This window comes from Streptomyces sp. NPDC007917 (assembly GCF_042959105.1).
In the GTDB taxonomy this organism is placed as follows: Bacteria; Actinomycetota; Actinomycetes; order Streptomycetales; family Streptomycetaceae; genus Streptomyces.
This window is the reverse complement of record NZ_JBIBKK010000007.1, coordinates 112676-132254: the sequence shown is the minus strand read 5'-3', so window position 1 is coordinate 132254 and position 19579 is coordinate 112676. Positions and strand designations below refer to the sequence as shown.

The 19579-nt window shown below is 70.5% G+C and carries 18 protein-coding genes and 5 tRNA genes; 13 read left to right on the top strand and 10 right to left on the bottom strand.

From position 1 onward, the window contains the following. Positions 1 to 10: 10 nt before the first annotated feature. The 6 genes from ACFZDL_RS15745 to ACFZDL_RS15720 form a co-directional block, all read right to left on the bottom strand. The gene (locus ACFZDL_RS15745; RefSeq protein ID WP_179285426.1) at positions 11 to 424 is read right to left on the bottom strand and encodes a roadblock/LC7 domain-containing protein; all 414 of its coding nucleotides are present in this window, start codon (positions 422 to 424) and stop codon (positions 11 to 13) included. Between the two features lie 10 nt (positions 425 to 434). Then, positions 435 to 3512, bottom strand: coding sequence for a nitrate- and nitrite sensing domain-containing protein (locus tag ACFZDL_RS15740; RefSeq protein WP_353597291.1), 3078 nt, complete (start codon positions 3510 to 3512; stop codon positions 435 to 437). Between the two features lie 349 nt (positions 3513 to 3861). Further along, on the bottom strand, positions 3862 to 4449 hold the full coding sequence (locus tag ACFZDL_RS15735) for an ATP/GTP-binding protein (protein ID WP_353597292.1): 588 nt from the start codon (positions 4447 to 4449) through the stop codon (positions 3862 to 3864). Next, complete coding sequence (locus tag ACFZDL_RS15730) at positions 4430 to 4840, bottom strand: DUF742 domain-containing protein (protein ID WP_353597293.1); 411 nt, start codon at positions 4838 to 4840, stop codon at positions 4430 to 4432. Before ACFZDL_RS15730 ends, ACFZDL_RS15735 begins: the two co-directional genes overlap by 20 nt. A gap of 103 nt (positions 4841 to 4943) precedes the next feature. After that, positions 4944 to 5357 (bottom strand): roadblock/LC7 domain-containing protein, encoded by a 414-nt coding sequence (locus ACFZDL_RS15725; RefSeq protein WP_391191378.1) that lies wholly within the window; start codon positions 5355 to 5357, stop codon positions 4944 to 4946. A 9-nt stretch (positions 5358 to 5366) separates the two neighbouring features. Then, positions 5367 to 9296 (bottom strand): nitrate- and nitrite sensing domain-containing protein, encoded by a 3930-nt coding sequence (locus ACFZDL_RS15720; protein ID WP_353595383.1) that lies wholly within the window; start codon positions 9294 to 9296, stop codon positions 5367 to 5369. A gap of 571 nt (positions 9297 to 9867) precedes the next feature. Here ACFZDL_RS15720 and ACFZDL_RS15715 point away from each other — a divergent pair. The 8 genes from ACFZDL_RS15715 (at position 9868) to ACFZDL_RS15680 (ending at position 13115) form a co-directional block, all read left to right on the top strand. Then, entirely contained in the window at positions 9868 to 10050 is a 183-nt protein-coding gene (locus ACFZDL_RS15715; protein ID WP_353595391.1) for a hypothetical protein, read from the top strand. A gap of 126 nt (positions 10051 to 10176) precedes the next feature. Next, entirely contained in the window at positions 10177 to 10971 is a 795-nt protein-coding gene (locus ACFZDL_RS15710) for a fumarylacetoacetate hydrolase family protein (RefSeq protein ID WP_353595382.1), read from the top strand. A 4-nt stretch (positions 10972 to 10975) separates the two neighbouring features. Beyond that, positions 10976 to 12451: a glutamate--tRNA ligase gene (gltX, locus tag ACFZDL_RS15705; RefSeq protein WP_353595390.1), complete on the top strand. Its 1476-nt coding sequence runs from the start codon at positions 10976 to 10978 to the stop codon at positions 12449 to 12451. A gap of 189 nt (positions 12452 to 12640) precedes the next feature. Further along, positions 12641 to 12712, top strand: a tRNA-Gln gene (locus ACFZDL_RS15700). 49 nt (positions 12713 to 12761) lie between these two features. Next, a tRNA-Glu gene (locus ACFZDL_RS15695) sits at positions 12762 to 12834 on the top strand. Positions 12835 to 12872: 38 nt separating this feature from the next. Further along, a tRNA-Glu gene (locus ACFZDL_RS15690) sits at positions 12873 to 12945 on the top strand. Between the two features lie 13 nt (positions 12946 to 12958). Beyond that, positions 12959 to 13030, top strand: a tRNA-Gln gene (locus ACFZDL_RS15685). A gap of 12 nt (positions 13031 to 13042) precedes the next feature. After that, positions 13043 to 13115 (top strand) — tRNA-Glu (locus tag ACFZDL_RS15680). 47 nt (positions 13116 to 13162) lie between these two features. Here ACFZDL_RS15680 and ACFZDL_RS15675 read toward each other — a convergent pair. Then, the gene (locus ACFZDL_RS15675) at positions 13163 to 13810 is read right to left on the bottom strand and encodes a MerR family transcriptional regulator (protein ID WP_353595381.1); all 648 of its coding nucleotides are present in this window, start codon (positions 13808 to 13810) and stop codon (positions 13163 to 13165) included. Positions 13811 to 13904: 94 nt separating this feature from the next. Here ACFZDL_RS15675 and ACFZDL_RS15670 point away from each other — a divergent pair, with 94 nt between their 5' ends. Beyond that, entirely contained in the window at positions 13905 to 14396 is a 492-nt protein-coding gene (locus tag ACFZDL_RS15670) for a DUF4188 domain-containing protein (RefSeq protein WP_353595380.1), read from the top strand. A gap of 78 nt (positions 14397 to 14474) precedes the next feature. Here the strand turns inward: ACFZDL_RS15670 and ndgR are convergent, their stop codons facing one another. Next, the gene (ndgR, locus tag ACFZDL_RS15665) at positions 14475 to 15191 is read right to left on the bottom strand and encodes an IclR family transcriptional regulator NdgR (RefSeq protein ID WP_353595379.1); all 717 of its coding nucleotides are present in this window, start codon (positions 15189 to 15191) and stop codon (positions 14475 to 14477) included. A gap of 141 nt (positions 15192 to 15332) precedes the next feature. Here ndgR and leuC point away from each other — a divergent pair, with 141 nt between their 5' ends. The 4 genes from leuC (at position 15333) to ACFZDL_RS15645 (ending at position 18430) form a co-directional block, all read left to right on the top strand. Further along, positions 15333 to 16763, top strand: coding sequence for a 3-isopropylmalate dehydratase large subunit (leuC, locus tag ACFZDL_RS15660; protein ID WP_353595378.1), 1431 nt, complete (start codon positions 15333 to 15335; stop codon positions 16761 to 16763). A 6-nt stretch (positions 16764 to 16769) separates the two neighbouring features. After that, positions 16770 to 17363 (top strand): 3-isopropylmalate dehydratase small subunit, encoded by a 594-nt coding sequence (gene leuD / locus ACFZDL_RS15655; RefSeq protein ID WP_353595377.1) that lies wholly within the window; start codon positions 16770 to 16772, stop codon positions 17361 to 17363. A gap of 126 nt (positions 17364 to 17489) precedes the next feature. Continuing rightward, on the top strand, positions 17490 to 17735 hold the full coding sequence (locus ACFZDL_RS15650) for a hypothetical protein (RefSeq protein WP_014176104.1): 246 nt from the start codon (positions 17490 to 17492) through the stop codon (positions 17733 to 17735). Positions 17736 to 17860: 125 nt separating this feature from the next. After that, positions 17861 to 18430, top strand: a complete 570-nt coding sequence (locus tag ACFZDL_RS15645) for an HU family DNA-binding protein (RefSeq protein ID WP_353595376.1) — start codon at positions 17861 to 17863, stop codon at positions 18428 to 18430. Positions 18431 to 18507: 77 nt separating this feature from the next. On the opposite strand, the gene ACFZDL_RS15640 is transcribed toward ACFZDL_RS15645, so the two are convergent. After that, positions 18508 to 18720, bottom strand: coding sequence for a hypothetical protein (locus ACFZDL_RS15640; RefSeq protein WP_353595375.1), 213 nt, complete (start codon positions 18718 to 18720; stop codon positions 18508 to 18510). A 45-nt stretch (positions 18721 to 18765) separates the two neighbouring features. Then, positions 18766 to 19410 (bottom strand): 2-phospho-L-lactate guanylyltransferase, encoded by a 645-nt coding sequence (gene cofC, locus ACFZDL_RS15635; RefSeq protein WP_353595374.1) that lies wholly within the window; start codon positions 19408 to 19410, stop codon positions 18766 to 18768. Positions 19411 to 19579: the final 169 nt, after the last annotated feature.

Here is a 19579-nt window from a genome sequence, read left to right as displayed (position 1 = left end):
TTTGTGTTTGCTAGTTGAGAAGACTGCCTTGCAGTTCGGCGCGGAGGTCCGGGGTGAGGACGCCGCCCGCGCGGTCGACCAGCAGGGCCATCTCGTAGCCGACGAGGCCGATGTCGCACTCGGGGTGGGCGAGTACGGCCAGGGAGGAGCCGTCGGAGATGGACATGATGAACAGGAAGCCTCGTTCCATCTCGACGACGGTCTGGTTGACCGCGCCGCCTTCGAAGATGCGGGAGGCTCCGGCGGTGAGCGAGGTCAGGCCGGAGGCGACCGCCGCCAGCTGATCGGCTCGGTCACGGGGAAAGCCTTCGGACATCGCCAGAAGGAGTCCGTCGGCGGAGACCACCACCGTGTGCGACACCCCGGGGGTGTTGTCCACGAAGTTGGTGATCAACCAGTTCAGGTTCTGCGCCGCCTGGCTCATCGGGCTCACACTAACGCTCCTGATCGTAGGTGCTGCCGGGGCCGTAGCCCTGTTGGTCATGCTGGTCACGCTGTTGGCGCCCCTGCTGGACGCCGCGGCGCAGGTTGCTCAACCTGCCGCGGATGTCCTCCGGCGCGCGGGAGACCTGGGGGCCGCCCGCTCCGGTGGACTCCGCGGAGCCCTCGACCAGGTTGGCCTTGGGCACTCGCCGGGGCAGACCGGAAGAGGTGACCCCGCCGGCCTTCGGCTCACGCAGCTGCTCGGCTCGGTGCCAGCGCTGGTCGTTCTCCGGGTGCCACGTGAAGGTGTCCGAGTAGTCCTGCTGCCCCGAGACCTGACCGGGCTGCTCCGGCGCCCCCGCTTCCGCGGTCGGCTGCTGGGCCCCTGGGTCCTCCGACGGCTGCCACTGCTTCTCGCGGCGGGGGAGACCGGCGTCGGTCAGGGAGCCGGTGGTGCTCGGGGAGGGCCCCGGACGGTGGAACTCTACGCTTTCCGCCGCCACTTCGGGAGCGCTTGGCGCAGATTCCGTTTGTTCGGAGTGCGCTGTGTAATTGGCGCCAAAGGGCGACTCAAACGAACCAGTGTCGCTCCAATTTCCCTGGTGGGACGGGGAAGTGAAGTCGGCGTACGGCGGCGGTCCGGATTCCGCGGCGCCTGTCACGGTCCCGTATTCCGATTCCGGTTCGGGATACGGCGCAGAAGGCGGGAAGGGCATGGCCGGTCCGGTCGGCGCCGCGGGGGCGGATGCCCCGGTTTGGGTCATCGGCCCGAACAGCGGATCGTCGCCGTATGCGGAGTCGTCGAAGCCGTAGTCGGCGGCCGTACGCGGCGCGGCGGGCTCCTGGGCGGTCTGCGGCTGGGCGGCCTGCGGCGGCTGCGGCGCCACAGGGGGCTGAGGGGCCTGGGGGACGGTCTGCGGCGCCTGCGGGGCCTGGGGGGCCTGGGGGATCTGCTGGGCCTGTTCCTGGCCGATCCGGGGGGAGACCGTGAAGTCCTGGTTTCCGGGCAGCTCCTCGCCGCCTCCGCCGTGCGTGATCGCGTCCGGCAGCATCACCAGCGAGGTGGTGCCCGCCTGCTCGCCCGACGGGCGCAGCTGGACCCGGATGTGGTGCCGGTCGGCGAGGCGGCCGACCACGTACAGACCCATGCGCTGCGAGACCGCGGCGTCGACGGTGGGCGGATTGGCCAGCTTGTGGTTGATGTCCGCGAAGTCCTCGGCGGTCAGGCCGATGCCCTTGTCATGGATCTCGATCATCACACGGCCGTCGGGCAGCCGGGTCGCGGTCACCCGCACCTTGGTGTGCGGCGAGGAGAAGGTGGTGGCGTTCTCCAGCAGCTCCGCGAGCAGGTGCACCAGGTCGGTCACCGCGTTGCCGTGGATCTCGGTCTCCGGGACGCCGGCCAGCTCGATCCGCTCGTACGACTCCACCTCGGAGGAGGCGGCGCGCAACACGTCGATCAGCGGCACCGGCTGGTTCCAGCGGCGGCCCGGCTCCTCGCCGGCGAGGATCAGGAGGTTCTCGCCGTTGCGCCGCATACGGGTCGCCAGGTGGTCCAGCCGGAAGAGGTGCTCGAGCTGGTCCGGGTCGGCCTCGCGGTTCTCCAGTTCGGAGATCAGGGAGAGCTGGCGCTCGATGAGGCCTTGGTTGCGGCTGGAAAGGTTGGTGAAGATCGCGTTGACGTTGCCGCGCAGCATCGCCTGCTCGGCGGCGAGCCGGATCGCCTCGCGGTGCACCTGGTCGAAGGCCCGGGCCACCTCGCCGATCTCGTCCCGCGTGGTGATCGGGGTCGGGGGCACCCGGGTGTCGATCCGGCCCGGATCTGCCCGGGAGAGCTGGTCGACCAGCATGGGCAGCCGCTGCTCGGCGACGTCGAAGGCGGTGTTGCGCAGCTGCCGCATGCTGCGGCTCATGGAGCGGGCCATCCGGCCCGCCACGACGAAGGCCAACAGGAGGGCGAGCAGCACGATGGCGGAGTTCACAAACGCGTCGCGCTTTGCGTTCGCGGAGATTTGCGAAGCCTCGTTCACCGCCTTGTCGACGAGGTCCTTCTCGATCTCGCGATAGGCGTCGAACTTGGCCGTGGAGGCGGCGAACCACGACTCCGGGGTGATGCCGCGCTCCTTGAGGTCGGCCGGCTTCCCGCCGTCGCCGATGGCCTCGATCATCTGCTCCATCGACGGCGGCACCACGAACTGCCGGTCCTCGGCTGCGGCCTTCCGCCGGGCCTCCTTGACCTGCTCCTCGGCCTTCTTCTGCCCCGCCGCCATGGCCTGCTTCAGCCGGGCCACGTCCTCGGGGAGGCCGGCCGACTGGAACTCGGTGAGGGCGATCTTCTCCAGGTAGACGTACGAGCCGAACGCGGTGAGCTGGGTCTTGCGGTCAGCTGCGGAGGGGCCGGGTTTGACCAGCAGATGGCTGCCGATGGAGCGCTGCAGCGACTCGGCTCCCTTGGCCAGCGAGACCGCGTAGACGGTGCGGCCGTAGGAGGTGATGTTGCCGGTGCCCAGACCCAGTTCGTTTGCGAACTCCAACAGTGAGTGCTCTACCGCGACATAGCCCTCTTCGGTCTGCACCCCGCCCAGCCGGTCGGTGTAGGCGTAGCGGCGCAGATTGGCCAGCTGCGGCTCCGCCGCCCGGAACGCCTTGAGGCGGCGCTTGAGGCTCGCGGTGTTCGGCATGTTCTCGGCGTACTTGTCGAACTCGGCCTTCGCGGCGTCGGTCGCCGCCCGCGCCTTCTTGACCTCGTCCTCGGCGGAACCGGTGAGCAGCGGAACCGCGGTGCGGTCCCGCTCGTCAACCAGGGCGTGGCTGTAGGTGGCGGCCGCGCGGACCAGCCGGGCGGTGCGCTCGGCGTCCTCGGCCTCGTTCCAGGTGGAAACGGAGGACTGGACGCGGAAGCCGCCGAAGAGCAGGGCGACCAGGACGGGTATGAGCAGGATCGCGTTCAGGCGGGCCGGCACCCGCCAGTTCCGCGGCGACAGGCGCCCGCCGGCCGCGACGGGGGGCTCCGTCGCGTCGGCGGGCTGCGCCGCTGTGCGCGGCGGCGGGGTGAAGTTCCCCCGCACCTGTTTCGCGGAGTCCGGCATGCTTCGCCTCACTCGACCAACAACCTCTCGGCGTCGGCACCTGTGTCGTGCCGTTCCCAGCTGAGCCCGTACCGCCCAGTTCAGCGAATTCCAGCATGCTGCGTCGGTGCTTTCCAAACAGTCGGCCAAGCACCCGATCAGTTGTCTGGACCAGAGATAAAACGGGCGTTACGGGTGAGACATGTCAAACGACGAACTAATTGAGCGCGCAACGGAGCTGTCTGAACGCGCTCCGTATTGGATCCCGTGTTTTTCTCTGTCGAAACGTTATGAACGCCCGAGCGGGCCGTGTCGTAGGACACAGCCCGCTCCGGTCATCGGATTTCAGACAACTTCCGGGATTTTACGCCTACTTCAGTCGAGCCATCAGGGCGTGCTCCACGAGTGTGATAAGCGCGCTCTTGGCCTCGCTGCGGTGGCGGGCGTCAGTGATGATGATCGGCGTGTCCGGGCCGATCTGGAGTGCTTCCCGCACCTCTTCGGGGGTGTAGGGCTGGTGTCCGTCGAAGCCGTTGAGGGCGATGACGAAGGGCAGTCCGGAGTTCTCGAAGTAGTCGACGGCGGGGAAGCAGTCGGCGAGGCGGCGGGTGTCGACGAGGACGACGGCGCCGATGGCGCCGCGGACCAGGTCGTCCCACATGAACCAGAACCGGTCCTGACCGGGCGTGCCGAACAGGTACAGGATCAGGTCGTCGTCCAGGGTGATGCGGCCGAAGTCCATCGCCACGGTCGTCGTGGTCTTGTCCTGCACATGGCTCAGATCGTCGATCCCGGCCGAGGCGGAGGTCATCACGGCCTCGGTGCGCAGCGGGTTGATCTCCGAGACCGCGCCGACGAACGTGGTCTTGCCCACGCCGAAGCCGCCCGCCACCACGATCTTGGCCGACGTGGTCGCGCGGGCCGGCGGAGCGCCGCCGCTAGAGCTTGCGAAGTCCACTGAGCACCCTTTCCAGCAGTGTCACATCCGGGGTCCCGCCCGCGTCCGCGTTGCCGCCGGGCTGATGGATCGCCACCATCCCCGCCTCGGCCAGGTCGGCGACCAGGATCCGGGCCACTCCCAGCGGCATGTTGAGCAGCGCGGACACCTCGGCGACCGACTTGACCTCGCGGCACAGATGGCAGATCCGCTGGTGCTCGGGGAGCAGCCCCTGCAGATGCGCCGGGTCCGCCGTGGTGGAGACCAGCGCCTCGATGGCGAGCTGGTAGCGGGGCCGGGTCCGGCCACCGGTCATCGCGTACGGGCGCACCAACGGCTGGTCGCCTTCACTCCCGTACGGCGAATGATGATGGCCGCCGTACGGGCCGGGCGAGGCAGGGGGCGGGGTCATGGGTCCTCCGGTCGGGACAGGAAGGTGACGGTGTCGCCGTCGGTCGGTGCCGTTTGGGGGGCGTTCGGCCTGTCAGCCGAGCGGGTGGGCGGCGGGTTGATGGTCAGTTCAGCAAGCTGCCTTGCAGTTCGGCGCGGAGGTCCGGGGTGAGGACACTGCCCGCGCGGTCGACCAGCAGGGCCATCTCGTAGCCGACGAGGCCGATGTCGCACTCGGGGTGGGCGAGTACGGCCAGGGAGGAGCCGTCGGAGATGGACATGATGAACAGGAAGCCTCGTTCCATCTCGACGACGGTCTGGTTGACCGCGCCGCCTTCGAAGATGCGGGAGGCTCCGGCGGTGAGCGAGGTCAGGCCGGAGGCGACCGCCGCCAGCTGATCGGCTCGGTCACGGGGAAAGCCTTCGGACATCGCCAGAAGGAGTCCGTCGGCGGAGACCACCACCGTGTGCGACACCCCGGGGGTGTTGTCCACGAAGTTCGTGATCAACCAGTTCAGATTCTGCGCCGCCTGGCTCATCGGGCTCAACTAACGCTCCTGCTGGTAAGTCGGGCCTACGCCGCGATCGTGATTGCCGCCCGGGCCGGTTCCGGCCCGGCGGCCCTGCTGGATCCCCCGGCGGAGGTTGGTCAGTCTTCCGCGCACGTCATCGGGCGCGCGCGAAACCTGTGGTCCGGTCGGACGGGACTGCTGCTGCTGTGCGGCGCCCTCCACGAGATTCGCGCGGGGTACGCGGCGTGGCAACCCGGAAGACGTCACACCGCCCGCCGCGGGCCCCTCCTCGCGAAGCTGCCCGGCGCGGCGCCAGCGCTCGTCGTTGGGCGAGGTGCGCCAGTTGGACGCCGGGCCGCTGCCGTTCGCCCCGGGGCCGAAGCCGTCCGCCTCCGGCCCGAAGCCGTTGGCTCCGAAGCCGGAGCCGTTCGTACCGGAGCCGTTCGTACCGGAGCGGTCCGCACCCGGTCCGGCGCCGATTCCGGCGCCTTCGCCGGCGTCCCGGGACGCCGGCTGCGGGTCGCGGCGCGGGGTGGGCGGCACGGCGGACGCCGGGCGGCCGGACCCCGGCGGCTCGGTGGTGAGCCGCTGGCCACTGCCCAGGGTCCCGCCGTCCTGCGAGCGGAACCAGTTCGACTCGATCGTGTCGAAGATCGGAGTCCGGCCGTCGCCGGGCCCAGCGGGCGGAAGCGTGCCGGACCCCCCGGCGCCACCGCCACCCGGGCCCTGCGGCAGCGGGAACTCCCCGGTGCCGGAGTTCTGGTCGCGCCCGACGCCCGGGCCGCCCTGCCGGTAGGAGCCGGTGTCGGCCTCCGGGCGCGGGGCGTTGAAGTCGGGCCGGGCGAACTCGGAGGTGTCACCGGGCCCACGGCCGCCCCGCCCGGCGGGCTCGCCGAACCGGGGCTGGGGGAACTCCCCGGTGTCGCCGGGGCCCTGGCCGAACTGGGGCTGGGGGTACTCGCCCGTGTCGCCGGGGCGCCGGCCCAGCTGGGGCTGGGGGTACTCGCCCGTGTCGCCGGGGCGCCGGCCCAGCTGAGGCTGCGGGAACTCACCCGTGTCGCCGGGGCCCTGGCCCAGCTGGGGCCGGGCGAACTGGCCGGTGTCGCCCGGGCCGCGGCCCGCCAGCGGATCGCGGCCGCCGTCGCCCTGGCCCGGCAGCGCGAACTCGCCCGTGTCACCAGGGCCGCGCCGCGGCTCGAACACGCTCGGCGACTGGCCCAGCTGAGGCCGGGCGAACGGGCCGGTGGTGTCGTTCTCCTCGTGCCCGCGGGGCGCGTCCATCGCCTCGCGCGTGGTCGGCCAGTCGTCCTCGCCCGACCGGCGCGCGCCCCAGCTGGTGCCGGGCTCCTGGGGGCCGGGCAGCTCGGGCGCCGCGCCACGCGACGGAAGCTGCGGGCGCCCGCCCTGGTCACCGGCGGAGTCCGCACGCATCGGAGCACCGGTCGGCGGGGCCACGGTCGGGCCCTCGCCGCGGCCGTCGGTGCGCGCGTCGCCGCGCGAGGGGAGCGGGGGACGCCCGGCGAAGTCGCCGGGCGGGCCGGCCGGGGCACTCCTCTGGGCCGGGGGCCGGTTGCCGCCCTCGAAGAAGTTCGGACCGGAGGGGGCGCTGCCCGAAGGACCCGCGCCCGCGCCGACGGGACGGGTGGGCAGTCCGCTGCCGGGCAGCGCGGCCCGCGAGCCGGAGCCGGGGACCTGCCGCCTGGACGGCAGGGAGCCCAGCATTCCGGCCGAACCGCTGCTGGGGGCAGGACCGCCGGGACCACCGGGGCCGCCCGGACCGCCCTGGCCCGCGTTCCCCGGCGTCGGGGCGCCCGGCTTGCGGCCGCCCTGGGCGACGTCCACCGGCAGCATGACCAGCGCCGTGGTGCCGCCCGAGTCGGACGGCCGCAGCTGGATGCGGATTCCGTGGCGCAGCGACAGCCGGCCGACCACGAACAGACCCATGCGCCGGGAGACCGACACATCGACCGTGGGCGGGCTGGCCAGCCGCTCGTTGATCGCCGCCAGGTCCTCGGGGGAGAGCCCGATGCCGGTGTCGTGGATCTCGACCAGCACCCGGCCGTCGGGCAGGGCGTGACCGGTGACCTTCACCTTGGTCTGCGGCGAGGAGAACGAGGTGGCGTTCTCCAGCAGCTCGGCGAGCAGGTGCACCAGGTCGTTGACGACCCGCCCGGCCACCTCGTTGGTGGGCACGGAGCTGAGCTCGATGCGCTCGTACTGCTCCACCTCGGACGCCGCCGCGCGCAGGACGTCGACCAGCGGGACCGGCCGGGTCCACCGGCGGCCGGGCTCCTCGCCCGCGAGGACCAGCAGGTTCTCGCCGTTACGGCGCATACGGGTGGCCAGGTGGTCCAGCTTGAAGAGCGAGGACAGCTGGTCCGGGTCGGCCTCGCGGCTCTCCAGCTCGGAGATCAGCGAGAGCTGGCGCTGGATGAGGCCCTGGCTGCGGCGCGAGAGGTTGGTGAACATCGCGTTGACGTTGCCCCGCAGCAGCGCCTGTTCGGCGGCCAGCCGGACCGCCTCGCGGTGCACGTCGTCGAAGGCCGTGGCCACCTTGCCGATCTCGTCCCGGCTGTGCACGCCGACGGACTCCACGGAGATGTCCACGTCCTGCGGATCGGACTCGGACAGCTGCTTGACCAGCTCCGGCAGCCGCTTCTGGGCGACGTCCTGGGCGGTGTCCTGCAGCCGGCGCAGCGAGCGGACCATGGACCGGGCGACGACGAACGCGCCGACCAGTGTGACGCCGAGGACCAGCAGGATCAGGGCGCCGTTGAGGATCGCGTCCTGCTGGGCTTCCGCGCGTAGATCACGCGCCTTCTGCTTCATCTCGCCCAGCAGCGTCTGCTCGATCCGGGCCATCTCATCGATCTTGATGGAGTCCTGGTCGTACCAGTCGATGGCGGAGCGCTTCTCGGCCTGGAGCCCTCGGGGGTCGCGCACGGCGCGGTCGGCGTACAAGGTCGCCGACTTGATGTCCGCGCGGCTGTCCAGCGGCTCCAGCAGGTCCTCGGAGTCGCCTTCGCGGATCTGGTTGAACCGCCGCAGCGCCTCCTCCTCCTTGTCCACCGCGGTCCTGGCGAAGCGGCGGTCGTTGGCGGAGAACTCGGCGCCCTTGGGGTTGGCGAGCGCGGCGCTGATGAGCGCGCGCTGGATCGAGGCGTACTCCTTGGCGGAGGAGAACGTGGCCAGTGCACGGGTATTGTTGATCATGTCGCTGTTGCTGGTGGCCTGGGCCATGTCCTGGGACAGCAGCAGCAGTGAGTCGATCAGTTCGTTGTAGTCCTGGGCGGTCAGCGAGTAGTACTGCTCGTCCTGATAGGCGGAGTCGCGGATCTGGCTGATATTGCCGAGCTGTTTGCTGATGTCGACGAGCGTGGACTGCACGCCCGCCATCGCCTTGTCCCCCGGATCCAGGTCCTGGGTGGCTTTGTTGAACGACGCTATTTCGCGGTCGGTCTTCTCGCGGGTCGCGACGACGCGGTCGTCCTTGGCGTTGCCCTTGCTCGCCAGCGGCGCCGCCGACTTGTCGCGCTCCTCCTGGAGCGCGTTCGCGAGCTGGGTGGCCTGCTGGGTCATCTCCGTCAGCAGCTTCATGCGGTCGAGCTGCTCGATGTTGTCCAGCGAGCTGTCGATGCGCAGCGCGCCCAGGGTGGTCGCGGCGACCACGGGGAGCGCGAGCAGGGAGACCAGCCGGGTGCTGATGCGCCAGTTGCGCAGGGCGAGCCTGGTGCCCGGTCCGCTGGGGCCCTTCGGCTTGGGCTGGGCGGCCGGTGCGGCACCGCCGGCCTGCGGGGCGGACTCCGGACCCTGGTGGTCGGCCGGGCCCCGTCCGGTGACTTGGGCGCGCGGGGGCGAGGAGCCGCGGTCGGTCCCACCGCGCGGCCCCGGGTCCGCCGAAGCGTCCCCTTGGCCCTGGAGGCCCTGGGGAGACCCCTTACCTTCCCTCTTGAAACGTCCCTGCACTAGTGTCGCAACCTCTGGACCAGGCGCTTCACCGACTGCGCGGTGAAGCGGTGTCGAGTCGTGGGGGACGGTCAGGCCCCCCTGGCGGTCGTGAGTGACCGGCGCGCTTCCTTCCGTAGTCGAGAAGAGGAGCCACCGCCGCTCGGCGTCTCCTTCTCCTTGCACCCCCCTGCGCGCCGGCTGTGTCCGCGGCGGTCCCGGGAATTCCAGCACAGTGCCGGATGCTGCAACAAGGGCAAGCGAAAAGGCTGTGACGGGTGTGACGCTCAGTACGGGATTTATTACCGGACGTAGAAAGCCATCTCGGCGATAACGGACTTTTTCCTGCGAGTTGCCCGCAAACAGCGCGTGTCCGGGTGGCGATGATCAAGATCGGAACGTCAGCTTCGGGGCGGCAATGTCCGTTTCGGGGGCTTGGGGTGAGTGTCTTCAATGCGGCATTTGCCCGGGGAGTCGTGAGGAAACTCACAAGCCGATCGCGACTTCTTTCCCGGATCGGTGGGCAAAGGGGCCTCTAGCCTGACGCTTTACACAGCCGGTCAAAACGACAACTACACGAGGCATGACTCACGTGAAGACGACGATGATGTTCCGCACCATAGCCAATCCGCGGCGCACCACCCTGGCGCATCTGAAGGACGCCGGTGAGCTGCAGACCGCTGCCGAGGAGCGCCCGGAGCACCCCGTCGACCTCCCGACGCAGACCGCGAACCCCAACCGCACGATCCTGACCAAGGCGCCCACCGACAGCTGAGTCGGCGGCCCTGGGCGGGCACCGGAGAACCGCCCGCGGACAAAAAGGGCAGGGGCCCGCAGGGCGCGGAGCGATAGCCTGGAGCGTCAGTCTCCAGCGACTCCAGTGAAAAGGCAGCAGCTTCCCGTGCGCATTGCCAGGTTCTCCATCGACGGCAACGTCGCCTTCGGCGTGGTCGAGGACGGGCCGTCCGCCCAGGACGGCCCTGTGATCGACATCATCAAAGGCCACCCCTTCGCCGAGTTCGAGCGTTCGGGCCGGACGATCCCGCTGAGCGAGGTCCGGCTGCTGCCGCCCGTCCTGCCCAACAAGATCGTCGCGATCGGCCGCAACTACGCCGAGCACGCCGCCGAACTGGGCAACGAGGTCCCCGGCGTCCCGGTCGCCTTCTTCAAGCCGTCCACCTCCGTGGTCGGCCCCGGCGACCCGATCGTCTACCCCTCCTTCTCCCAGGAGGTGCACCACGAGGCCGAGCTGGCCGTGGTCATCGGCCGGATGTGCAAGGAGGTGCCCAGGGAGCGCGTCAAGGACGTGATCCTCGGCTACACCTGCGCCAACGACATCACCGCGCGCGATGTCCAAAAGCGCGAGAAGCAGTGGGCCCGGGCCAAGGGCTTCGACACCTCCTGCCCGCTCGGACCGTGGGTGGAGACCGGCATCGACCCCGCCGACATCAGCGCGGGCCTGGGCATCGGCTGCACCGTCAACGGGCAGCAGCGCCAGCTGGGCCGCACGAGTGAGATGGTGCGCCCGGTCGAGGACCTGATCGTGCACATCACCGAGGCGATGACGCTGCTCCCCGGCGACGTCGTGCTCACCGGCACCCCGGCGGGCGTCGGACCGCTCAGCGTCGGCGACGAGGTCGCCGTCACCATCGAAGGCATCGGCACTCTCACCAACAAGGTGATCAAGCGTGGCTAGCGCAATCCCCTCCGCCCCCGTGCGGGTACGTTTCTGTCCCTCGCCGACCGGCAACCCCCATGTCGGCCTGGTCCGCACCGCCCTGTTCAACTGGGCCTTCGCCCGTCACCACGGCGGCACCCTGGTCTTCCGTATCGAGGACACCGACGCCGCCCGCGACTCCGAGGAGTCGTACGAGCAGCTGCTGGACGCGATGCGCTGGCTGGGCCTCGACTGGGACGAGGGCCCCGAGGTCGGCGGCCCGCACGGCCCGTACCGCCAGTCGCAGCGCATGGACCTCTACCGGGACGTCGCGGACCGGCTGCTGGCGAGCGGCCACGCCTACCACTGCTACTGCACCGCCGAGGAGCTGGAGCAGCGCCGCGAGGAGGCCCGGGCGGCCGGCCGGCCCTCCGGCTACGACGGCAAGTGCCGCACCCTGACCGATGAGCAGCGCGCCGCCTACGAGGCCGAGGGCCGCTCGTCCATCGTGCGCTTCCGGATGCCCGACGAGCCGATCACCTTCACCGACCTGGTGCGCGGCGAGCTCACGTTCACCCCGGAGAACGTGACGGACTACGGGATCGTGCGGGCCAACGGCGCCCCCCTCTACACGCTCGTCAACCCGGTTGACGACGCGCTGATGGAGATCACCCATGTGCTGCGCGGCGAGGACCTGCTGTCCTCCACCCCGCGCCAGATCGCGCTCTACCGCGCCCTCGCCGAGATCGGCGTCGGAGGCGGCACCGTGCCCGCCTTCGGTCATCTGCCGTATGTGATGGGCGAGGGCAACAAGAAGCTCTCCAAGCGCGATCCGCAGTCCTCGCTGAACCTCTACCGGGAGCGCGGCTTCCTGCCCGAGGGCCTGCTCAACTACCTCTCCCTGCTGGGCTGGTCGCTGGCGCCCGACCGGGACGTCTTCACGCTGGACGAGATGGTCGCCGCGTTCGACATCGCCCAGGTGAACGCCAACCCGGCGCGCTTCGACCTCAAGAAGGCCGAGGCGATCAACGCCGACCACATCCGGCGGATGGACGTGAAGGCCTTCATCGACGCGTGCGGGCCCTGGCTGAAGGCGCCGCACGCGCCCTGGGCCCCGGAGGCCTTCGACGCGGCCGCCTTCGAGGCGCTGGCCCCGCTGGCCCAGACCCGGCTGACGGTGCTGTCCGACATCACCGCGAACGTGGACTTCCTCTTCCTCGATACGCCGGTGGAGGACGAGGCGTCCTGGACGAAGGCGATGAAGCCGGGCGCGGACGCGCTGCTCGCCTCGGTCCGCCCCCGGCTCGCCGAGGCCGAGTGGAACGCCGAAACACTGAAGGCGGAGGTCCTGGCGGCCGGCGAGGAGCACGGCCTCAAGCTGGGCAAGGCCCAGGCGCCGGTGCGCGTGGCCGTCACCGGCCGCACGGTCGGCCTGCCGCTGTTCGAGTCCCTGGAGGTCCTGGGCCGTGAGCGCACGCTGGCCCGTGTCGACGCGGCGCTGGCGAAGCTGACGGCATAGGCGCTCCTCACGCGCGTACGGGGGCGGTCGCCGGGTCCCGGCGACCGCCCGCGCCGCCTGTGGCGCGGCGATACTCGTTTTGGTGGCCCGTCCACCATCGGGTAATGTTCTTCCTGCGCCGCCCGGGCGGGCCGAGAGGCCGGACCGGAGCGCAAACCAGACAAAACCCCCAAAGGGGTGGCGTTTTGGTGGGGTATGGTGTAATTGGCAGCACGAGTGATTCTGGTTCACTTAGTCTAGGTTCGAGTCCTGGTACCCCAGCAAGGGAATCTCCCGGTTCTCCCGGAAATCCCTTGACCAGCAGGATCAGGCCCCCGTTGTGTAGCGGCCTAGCACGCTGCCCTCTCAAGGCAGTAGCGCCGGTTCGAATCCGGTCGGGGGTACGGATCTCTTCTTCTTCGCGGAGACGGAGATCGCTAGGGCCCCCGTTGTGTAGCGGCCTAGCACGCCGCCCTCTCAAGGCGGTAGCGCCGGTTCGAATCCGGTCGGGGGTACTGGTCTATACCATGGGCTATGGTGTAATTGGCAGCACGAGTGATTCTGGTTCATTTAGTCTAGGTTCGAGTCCTGGTAGCCCAGCGCAGTACTCAAGCCCCCGTTGTGTAGCGGCCTAGCACGCCGCCCTCTCAAGGCGGTAGCGCCGGTTCGAATCCGGTCGGGGGTACTTTATCGAGAAATCCCTCCGTGTTTTTCACGGAGGGATTTTTCGTATCAGGAATCCTTGAATCGGCGACCGGACTCCTCGGTCTCGGCGAGCCGCCGCAGCGCCAGCAGCACCGGCTCGTACAGCACGGTCAGCGCGACGACCGCCTCGATCCGCTCCGTGGGGGAGCCGCCGTACTTCTCGACCAGATCCAGGTCCGCGACGGCCAGTTCGGCGGCGAGGCGGGCGTGCAGCAGCAGGTGGTCGGTCTCGTGCGGATAGCCGAGGCGGGCCAGCGAGGCGATCGCCGCCACCAGCATCCCGTACGCGGGGGAGGTGTCGCCGAGCTCCTGGCTGTACGCCCACCCCAGCCGCTCCAGCAGGGCGTCGACCTGACGGCGGGCGTCCTCGGTCTCCGGGTCGTCCGCGGCGGGCTCGGGGCCGTGTGGCAGCGCCCAGACCGCGGCCCCCATCCGGGTGTTCTGGGACAGCGACTCGTCCTCGGCGGTCTCCAGCACCTCGCGGGCGGTGGCCACTGGCACCCGGCCCACCTGGATCAGCGCCCGCACCAGCCGCAGTCTGCGCAGATGCTCCTCGCCGTACTCGGCCTGGGTGGCGCTGACGCGCTCGCCCGGCGGCAGCAGCCGCTCGCGCAGGTAGTACTTGATCGTCGCGGTGGGCACCCCGCTGCGCTCGCTCAGCTCCCTGAGACGCATCCACTTGCCTTCCTGGTTGGAGAGTGGCACTATCCAAGCGTTGGATAGCGCCGCTATCCGAGATTACCGCGTTGCGAGGGATGAGGGGATCGCCATGGGTGCCAAGCCGATAGCCGGGCGCATGACCGCCGACGCCGAGGGTGGGGTGACCGTTTTCATGATCGGCATGCGGATCAACCGCTTCCGGGCGCTGCGCAGCTGGTGGCCGGTGTTCCGGGCGATGCCGCGGATGCTGCGCGAGCTGGCGCGGGACAAGGACAGCGGCATGCTCGGCTACCACCTGCTGTTCGGCCCGCCCCGGGTGATCTATCTGGTCCAGTACTGGGAGTCGCACGAGAAGCTGCTGGCGTACGCCGTGGACCAGGACAAGGAGCACCGGCCGGCCTGGGCCGCGTTCAACCGGCGGCTGCGGGAGGGCCGGGGCAAGGTCGGCTTCTGGCACGAGACCTTCGTCGTCCCGGCCGGCGCGCACGAGGCCGTCTACATCAACATGCCGGAGTTCGGCCTGGCCAAGGCGCTCGGCGCCATCCCGGTCGGCCGCCGCGGTGACCGGGCGGCCGACCGGCTGAACCTGAAGGGCGCGTGACCGGTCGGATGGTCTACCCGGCGGGGGCACCTCCCAGCGGTAGCTGGGGGAGAACCGAGCCACCCCAAAAGGGGCGTCTCAGGCGCCGCGGCGCAGCGCGTCCGTGAGGCGCGCGGCCGCGTCGATGACCGCCTGGGCGTGCATCCGCCCCGGGTGCCGGGTCAGCCGCTCGATCGGGCCGGACACGGACACCGCGGCGACGACGCGGTTGGAGGGGCCTCGTACGGGCGCGGAGACCGAGGCGACACCGGGCTCCCGCTCGCCGATCGACTGGGCCCAGCCGCGCCGCCGTACGCCCGACAGCGCGGTCGCCGTGAAGCGGGCCCCCTGGAGGCCGCGGTGCAGCCGCTCCGGCTCCTCCCAGGCCATCAGGACCTGGGCCGCGGAGCCGGCCTTCATGGGCAGGGTCGAGCCCACCGGCACGGTGTCCCGCAGTCCGGACAGCCGTTCCGCCGCCGCGACGCAGATGCGCATGTCGCCCTGGCGCCGGTAGAGCTGCGCGCTCTCCCCGGTCACATCCCGCAGGTGGGTGAGGACCGGGCCCGCGGTGGCCAGCAGGCGGTCCTCGCCCGCCGAGGCGGCCAGCTCGGCCAGGCGCGGGCCGAGGATGAAGCGTCCCTGCATGTCGCGCGCCACCATCCGGTGGTGCTCGAGTGCTACCGCGAGCCGGTGCGCCGTGGGGCGCGCGAGACCGGTCGCCCCGACCAGCCCGGCGAGGGTGGCCGGACCGGACTCCAGAGCGCTCAGTACCAGAGCCGCCTTGTCGAGAACGCCGACGCCACTAGAGTTGTCCATGAGACGATATTCGCGTCTCACACTGTGAAACGCAAGTTCAATTTACGAGGCGACGCGCCACTCTGTAATGGCGGGCCCGCAGACCAGGGCGCGCAGTACACACGAGCAGGGCCGGCGACGCTGCCGGCCGAAGGGAAAGCGATGGGACGGACACTCGCGGAGAAGGTCTGGGACGACCATGTCGTCCGGCGCGCCGAAGGCGAGCCCGACCTCCTCTTCATCGATCTGCACCTGCTGCACGAGGTGACCAGCCCGCAGGCCTTCGACGGCCTCCGCAAGGCCGGCCGCCGGGTCCGTCGCACCGACCTCACCATCGCGACCGAGGACCACAACACCCCCACCCTGGACATCGACAAGCCGATCGCGGACCCCGTCTCCCGCGCCCAGTTGGAGACGCTGCGCAAGAACTGCGCGGAGTTCGGCGTGCGGCTGCACCCGCTCGGCGACGTCGAGCAGGGCGTCGTCCATGTGGTGGGCCCCCAGCTGGGGCTCACCCAGCCCGGCACCACCGTCGTCTGCGGTGACAGCCACACCTCCACCCACGGAGCCTTCGGCGCGCTCGCGTTCGGCATCGGCACCAGCCAGGTGGAGCATGTGCTGGCCACCCAGACGCTGCCGCTCGCGCCGTTCAAGACCATGGCGATCACGGTCGAGGGCGAGCTGCCCGAGGACGTCACCGCCAAGGACCTGATCCTGGCGATCATCGCGAAGATCGGCACCGGTGGCGGCCAGGGCTATGTGATCGAGTACCGGGGCTCCGCCATCGAGAAGCTGTCGATGGAAGCCCGGATGACCGTCTGCAACATGTCCATCGAGGCCGGCGCCCGGGCAGGCATGATCGCCCCGGACGAGACCACCTTCGCGTACCTCGAGGGCCGCGCACACGCCCCCCAGGGCGCCGACTGGGACGCCGCCGTGGAGTACTGGCGCACGCTGCGCACCGACGACGACGCGGTCTTCGACCGCGAGGTGGTCATCGACGCCGCCGAGCTCGCGCCGTTCGTCACCTGGGGCACCAACCCGGGCCAGGGCGCGCCGCTGTCGGCCAGCGTCCCGGACCCCGCCGGCTTCGAGGACGCCAGCGAGAGGCTCGCCGCCGAGAAGGCCCTGGAGTACATGGGTCTGACGGCGGGTCAGGCGCTGCGGGACATCAAGGTCGACACCGTCTTCGTCGGCTCCTGCACCAACGGCCGCATCGAGGACCTGCGCTCCGCCGCCTCGGTCCTGTCCGGCCGTTCGGTGGCCGACGGGGTGCGGATGCTGGTCGTCCCCGGCTCCGTACGGGTCGCCCTGCAGGCCGTCGAGGAGGGGCTGGACAAGGTGTTCACCGCGGCCGGCGCCGAGTGGCGGCACGCGGGCTGCTCGATGTGCCTGGGCATGAACCCGGACCAGCTCGCGCCCGGCGAGCGGTCGGCGTCCACCTCCAACCGCAACTTCGAGGGCCGGCAGGGCAAGGGTGGCCGCACCCACCTGGTCTCCCCGCAGGTGGCCGCCGCCACCGCGGTCCTCGGCCATCTGGCCTCGCCCGCCGACCTGTCCGACGCCGACGCAACCGTTCCCGTGGGGGTCTGAGCAGACATGGAAGCATTCACCACGCACACCGGCCGGGCCGTCCCGCTGCGCCGCAGCAACGTCGACACCGACCAGATCATTCCCGCGCACTGGCTCAAGAAGGTCACCCGCGACGGCTTCGAGGACGGGCTGTTCGAGGCCTGGCGCAAGGACGCGGACTTCGTGCTCAACCGGCCCGAGCACAAGGGCGCGACCGTGCTGGTCGCCGGCCCCGACTTCGGCACCGGCTCCTCGCGTGAGCACGCGGTGTGGGCGCTGCAGAACTACGGCTTCAAGGCCGTCATCTCCTCGCGTTTCGCCGACATCTTCCGCGGCAACTCCCTCAAGAACGGCCTGCTGACGGTGGTGCTGCCGCAGGAGACCGTGGACCGGCTGTGGAAGCTGATCGAGGCCGACCCGTCGGCGGAGGTCACCGTGGACCTGGTCGAGCGCCAGGTTCGAGCCGAGGGAATCACGGCTGATTTTGAGCTTGACGAGAACGCCCGATGGCGGCTTCTGGAGGGGCTGGACGACATCAGTCTCACCCTCCGGGAGGAGGCCGACATCGCCGCGTACGAGGCGCGGCGGCCCACCTTCAAACCGAGCACGGTTGAGGTCTGAGCCCCCCGGGTCTTCCCTGTACAGAGCATGTTTGACACGATGCGTCGCCAGCCCTCGGGCAGGCGGCGCATCGGCATGTTGAGGCCCCCTGAAGCGACAACTCGCCTCAGATGGCACAATCAGTGCATGGAACGCGACGGCCAACTCGAGCTCTACGGGCTTGTCGCGGACCGGCTCAAGGAAGCGCACACAAGGGTGCGCTCACTGCAAGTCCCGGAGGGCGTACGGATGGCGCTGTCCCGGAAGCTGCTGGTCATCACGGCCGCGGCGAAACACGATCTCGCGGACGCGGCAAGGCGTCTGGAGCGGTTGATGAACGACCTCGACGAGGGACGTTTCCCCCAAGATCCTGACTCCGACGGAAGTCCGTGACATCCGAGTGCGTTGCGGCACAAGGGTGATAAGCCCGTTTCGTGTTTGATTTGCGGTATATATCTGCCTAACGTGCGAAAAAGCTTGAACACATTCGTTCTGGCAATGTCTCCGAAGGGGAAGACGTGAACAAGGCGCAGCTCGTAGAAGCGATTGCCGACAAGCTCGGCGGCCGTCAGCAGGCCGCCGATGCGGTCGACGCGGTACTGGACGCGATGGTCCGTGCGGTCGTCGCCGGGGAGCGAGTTTCGGTCACCGGATTCGGCTCGTTCGAGAAGGTCGAGCGTCCGGCCCGCTACGCCCGCAACCCGCAGACCGGGGAGCGCGTCCGGGTCAAGAAGACCTCGGTGCCCCGCTTCCGTGCGGGTCAGGGGTTCAAGGACCTGGTGAGCGGGTCGAAGAAGCTCCCGCGGGGCGGCGAGGTGGCCGTGAAGAAGGCCCCCAAGGGCAGCCTCCAGGCGGCGGCGAAGAAGGCGGCGGCCAAGAAGGCCGCGGCGAAGAAGGCGGCCCCCGCGGCGAAGAAGGCGGCCGCCAAGAAGGCCCCCGCGAAGGCGGCGGCCGCGAAGAAGGCGCCTGCGAAGACCACGGCCAAGAAGGCGGCACCCACCAAGAAGGCGACGGCGAAGAAGGCTCCGGCGAAGAAGGCCCCGGCGCGCAAGGCCACCGCCAAGAAGACCACCGCCCGCAAGCGCTGACCCGTCGGTCAGCGGCTTCCAGCGGCGGTGTCACGCGTCGGGCCGGGCTCCCTGGACGGGCCCGGCCCGCGGTGCGTTCAGAAGGACTGCAGGGTCACCAGCACGACGCGGCGCCCCTCGGGAGTTCCCTCGGGACCTTCCACCTCGATCCGCACCCGCTGCCCGGGCCGCAGCAGCCGCAGGCCCCCTGCGTCGAAGGCCGCCGCGTCGAAGGGCAACGGAGTCCCGTCGTCCAGCAGCACGCTGCCGGCGCGGGTCTCGGGGTCGTACGTGTACGCGGTCGCCTGCATGGGCCCAGCCTAGGCCTCGGCGTCCGGCGGGGGCACCTCCCGGCGTCAGCCGGGGGAGAACCGAGCCCCGGAAATAGGCGACCGGCGGGCGGTGTGGGGGCCGACGCCGAGGGCCAGCGCGGCGCGCAGGTCCTCGCCCGTGTCCACGTCGCGCCGCACCGAATCGACCCCCCGCAGCCGTATCTCCCGCGCTCCCGACGCCCGGTGCCGGGCCCGGGAGGGCCCGCCGAACGCGGGGGACAGCTCCACCCCGGGCGCCGCGGCCAGCAGCGTCGTACCCACCCCCGCCGCATCCGCCAGAAAGGCCCGTGGAAAGGCGGAGGCGGCCTCGAGCACCTGCTCGAGCTCCGTCGGCCGCAGGGCCGGGAGATCGGCGTTCAGAGCCGCCACAGCGGCCGTCGGGAGCTGTTGCCGCACGGCCAGGGCGCCCCGTGCGAGCGCCGCGTTCAGACCGCCGCCAGGCGGGTCCGTGACGATCCGGGCGCCGAGGGCCGACAGCTCCCGCGCCGCGAGGGGGTCGTCCGTGACGACCGTCACCCCGCGCACGGCCCGGCACGCCAGCGCGGCACCCACCGTGTCCTGTGCGAACGCGAGGGCGAGCCCCGGCCGCAGCGCGTCCCCCGCGACGTCGGCGAGCCTGCTCTTGGCCCGCGGCAAGGGCTTCAGCGGCACCACCAGCGTCCACGCCACACGGGCTCCATCGCTTCCCACAGGCCTCATTCTCGCCTGCTGCCGGAGCCGCGGGACACGTACGGGGTTACGGTGTCCTCGACAGACCGGGTACCTGGGGCGACACTTGTGCGGCTGCCCGGACGGCAGCAAAAGCCAGCAGGTCAGCGGGTCCAAGAGGAGGATGTTC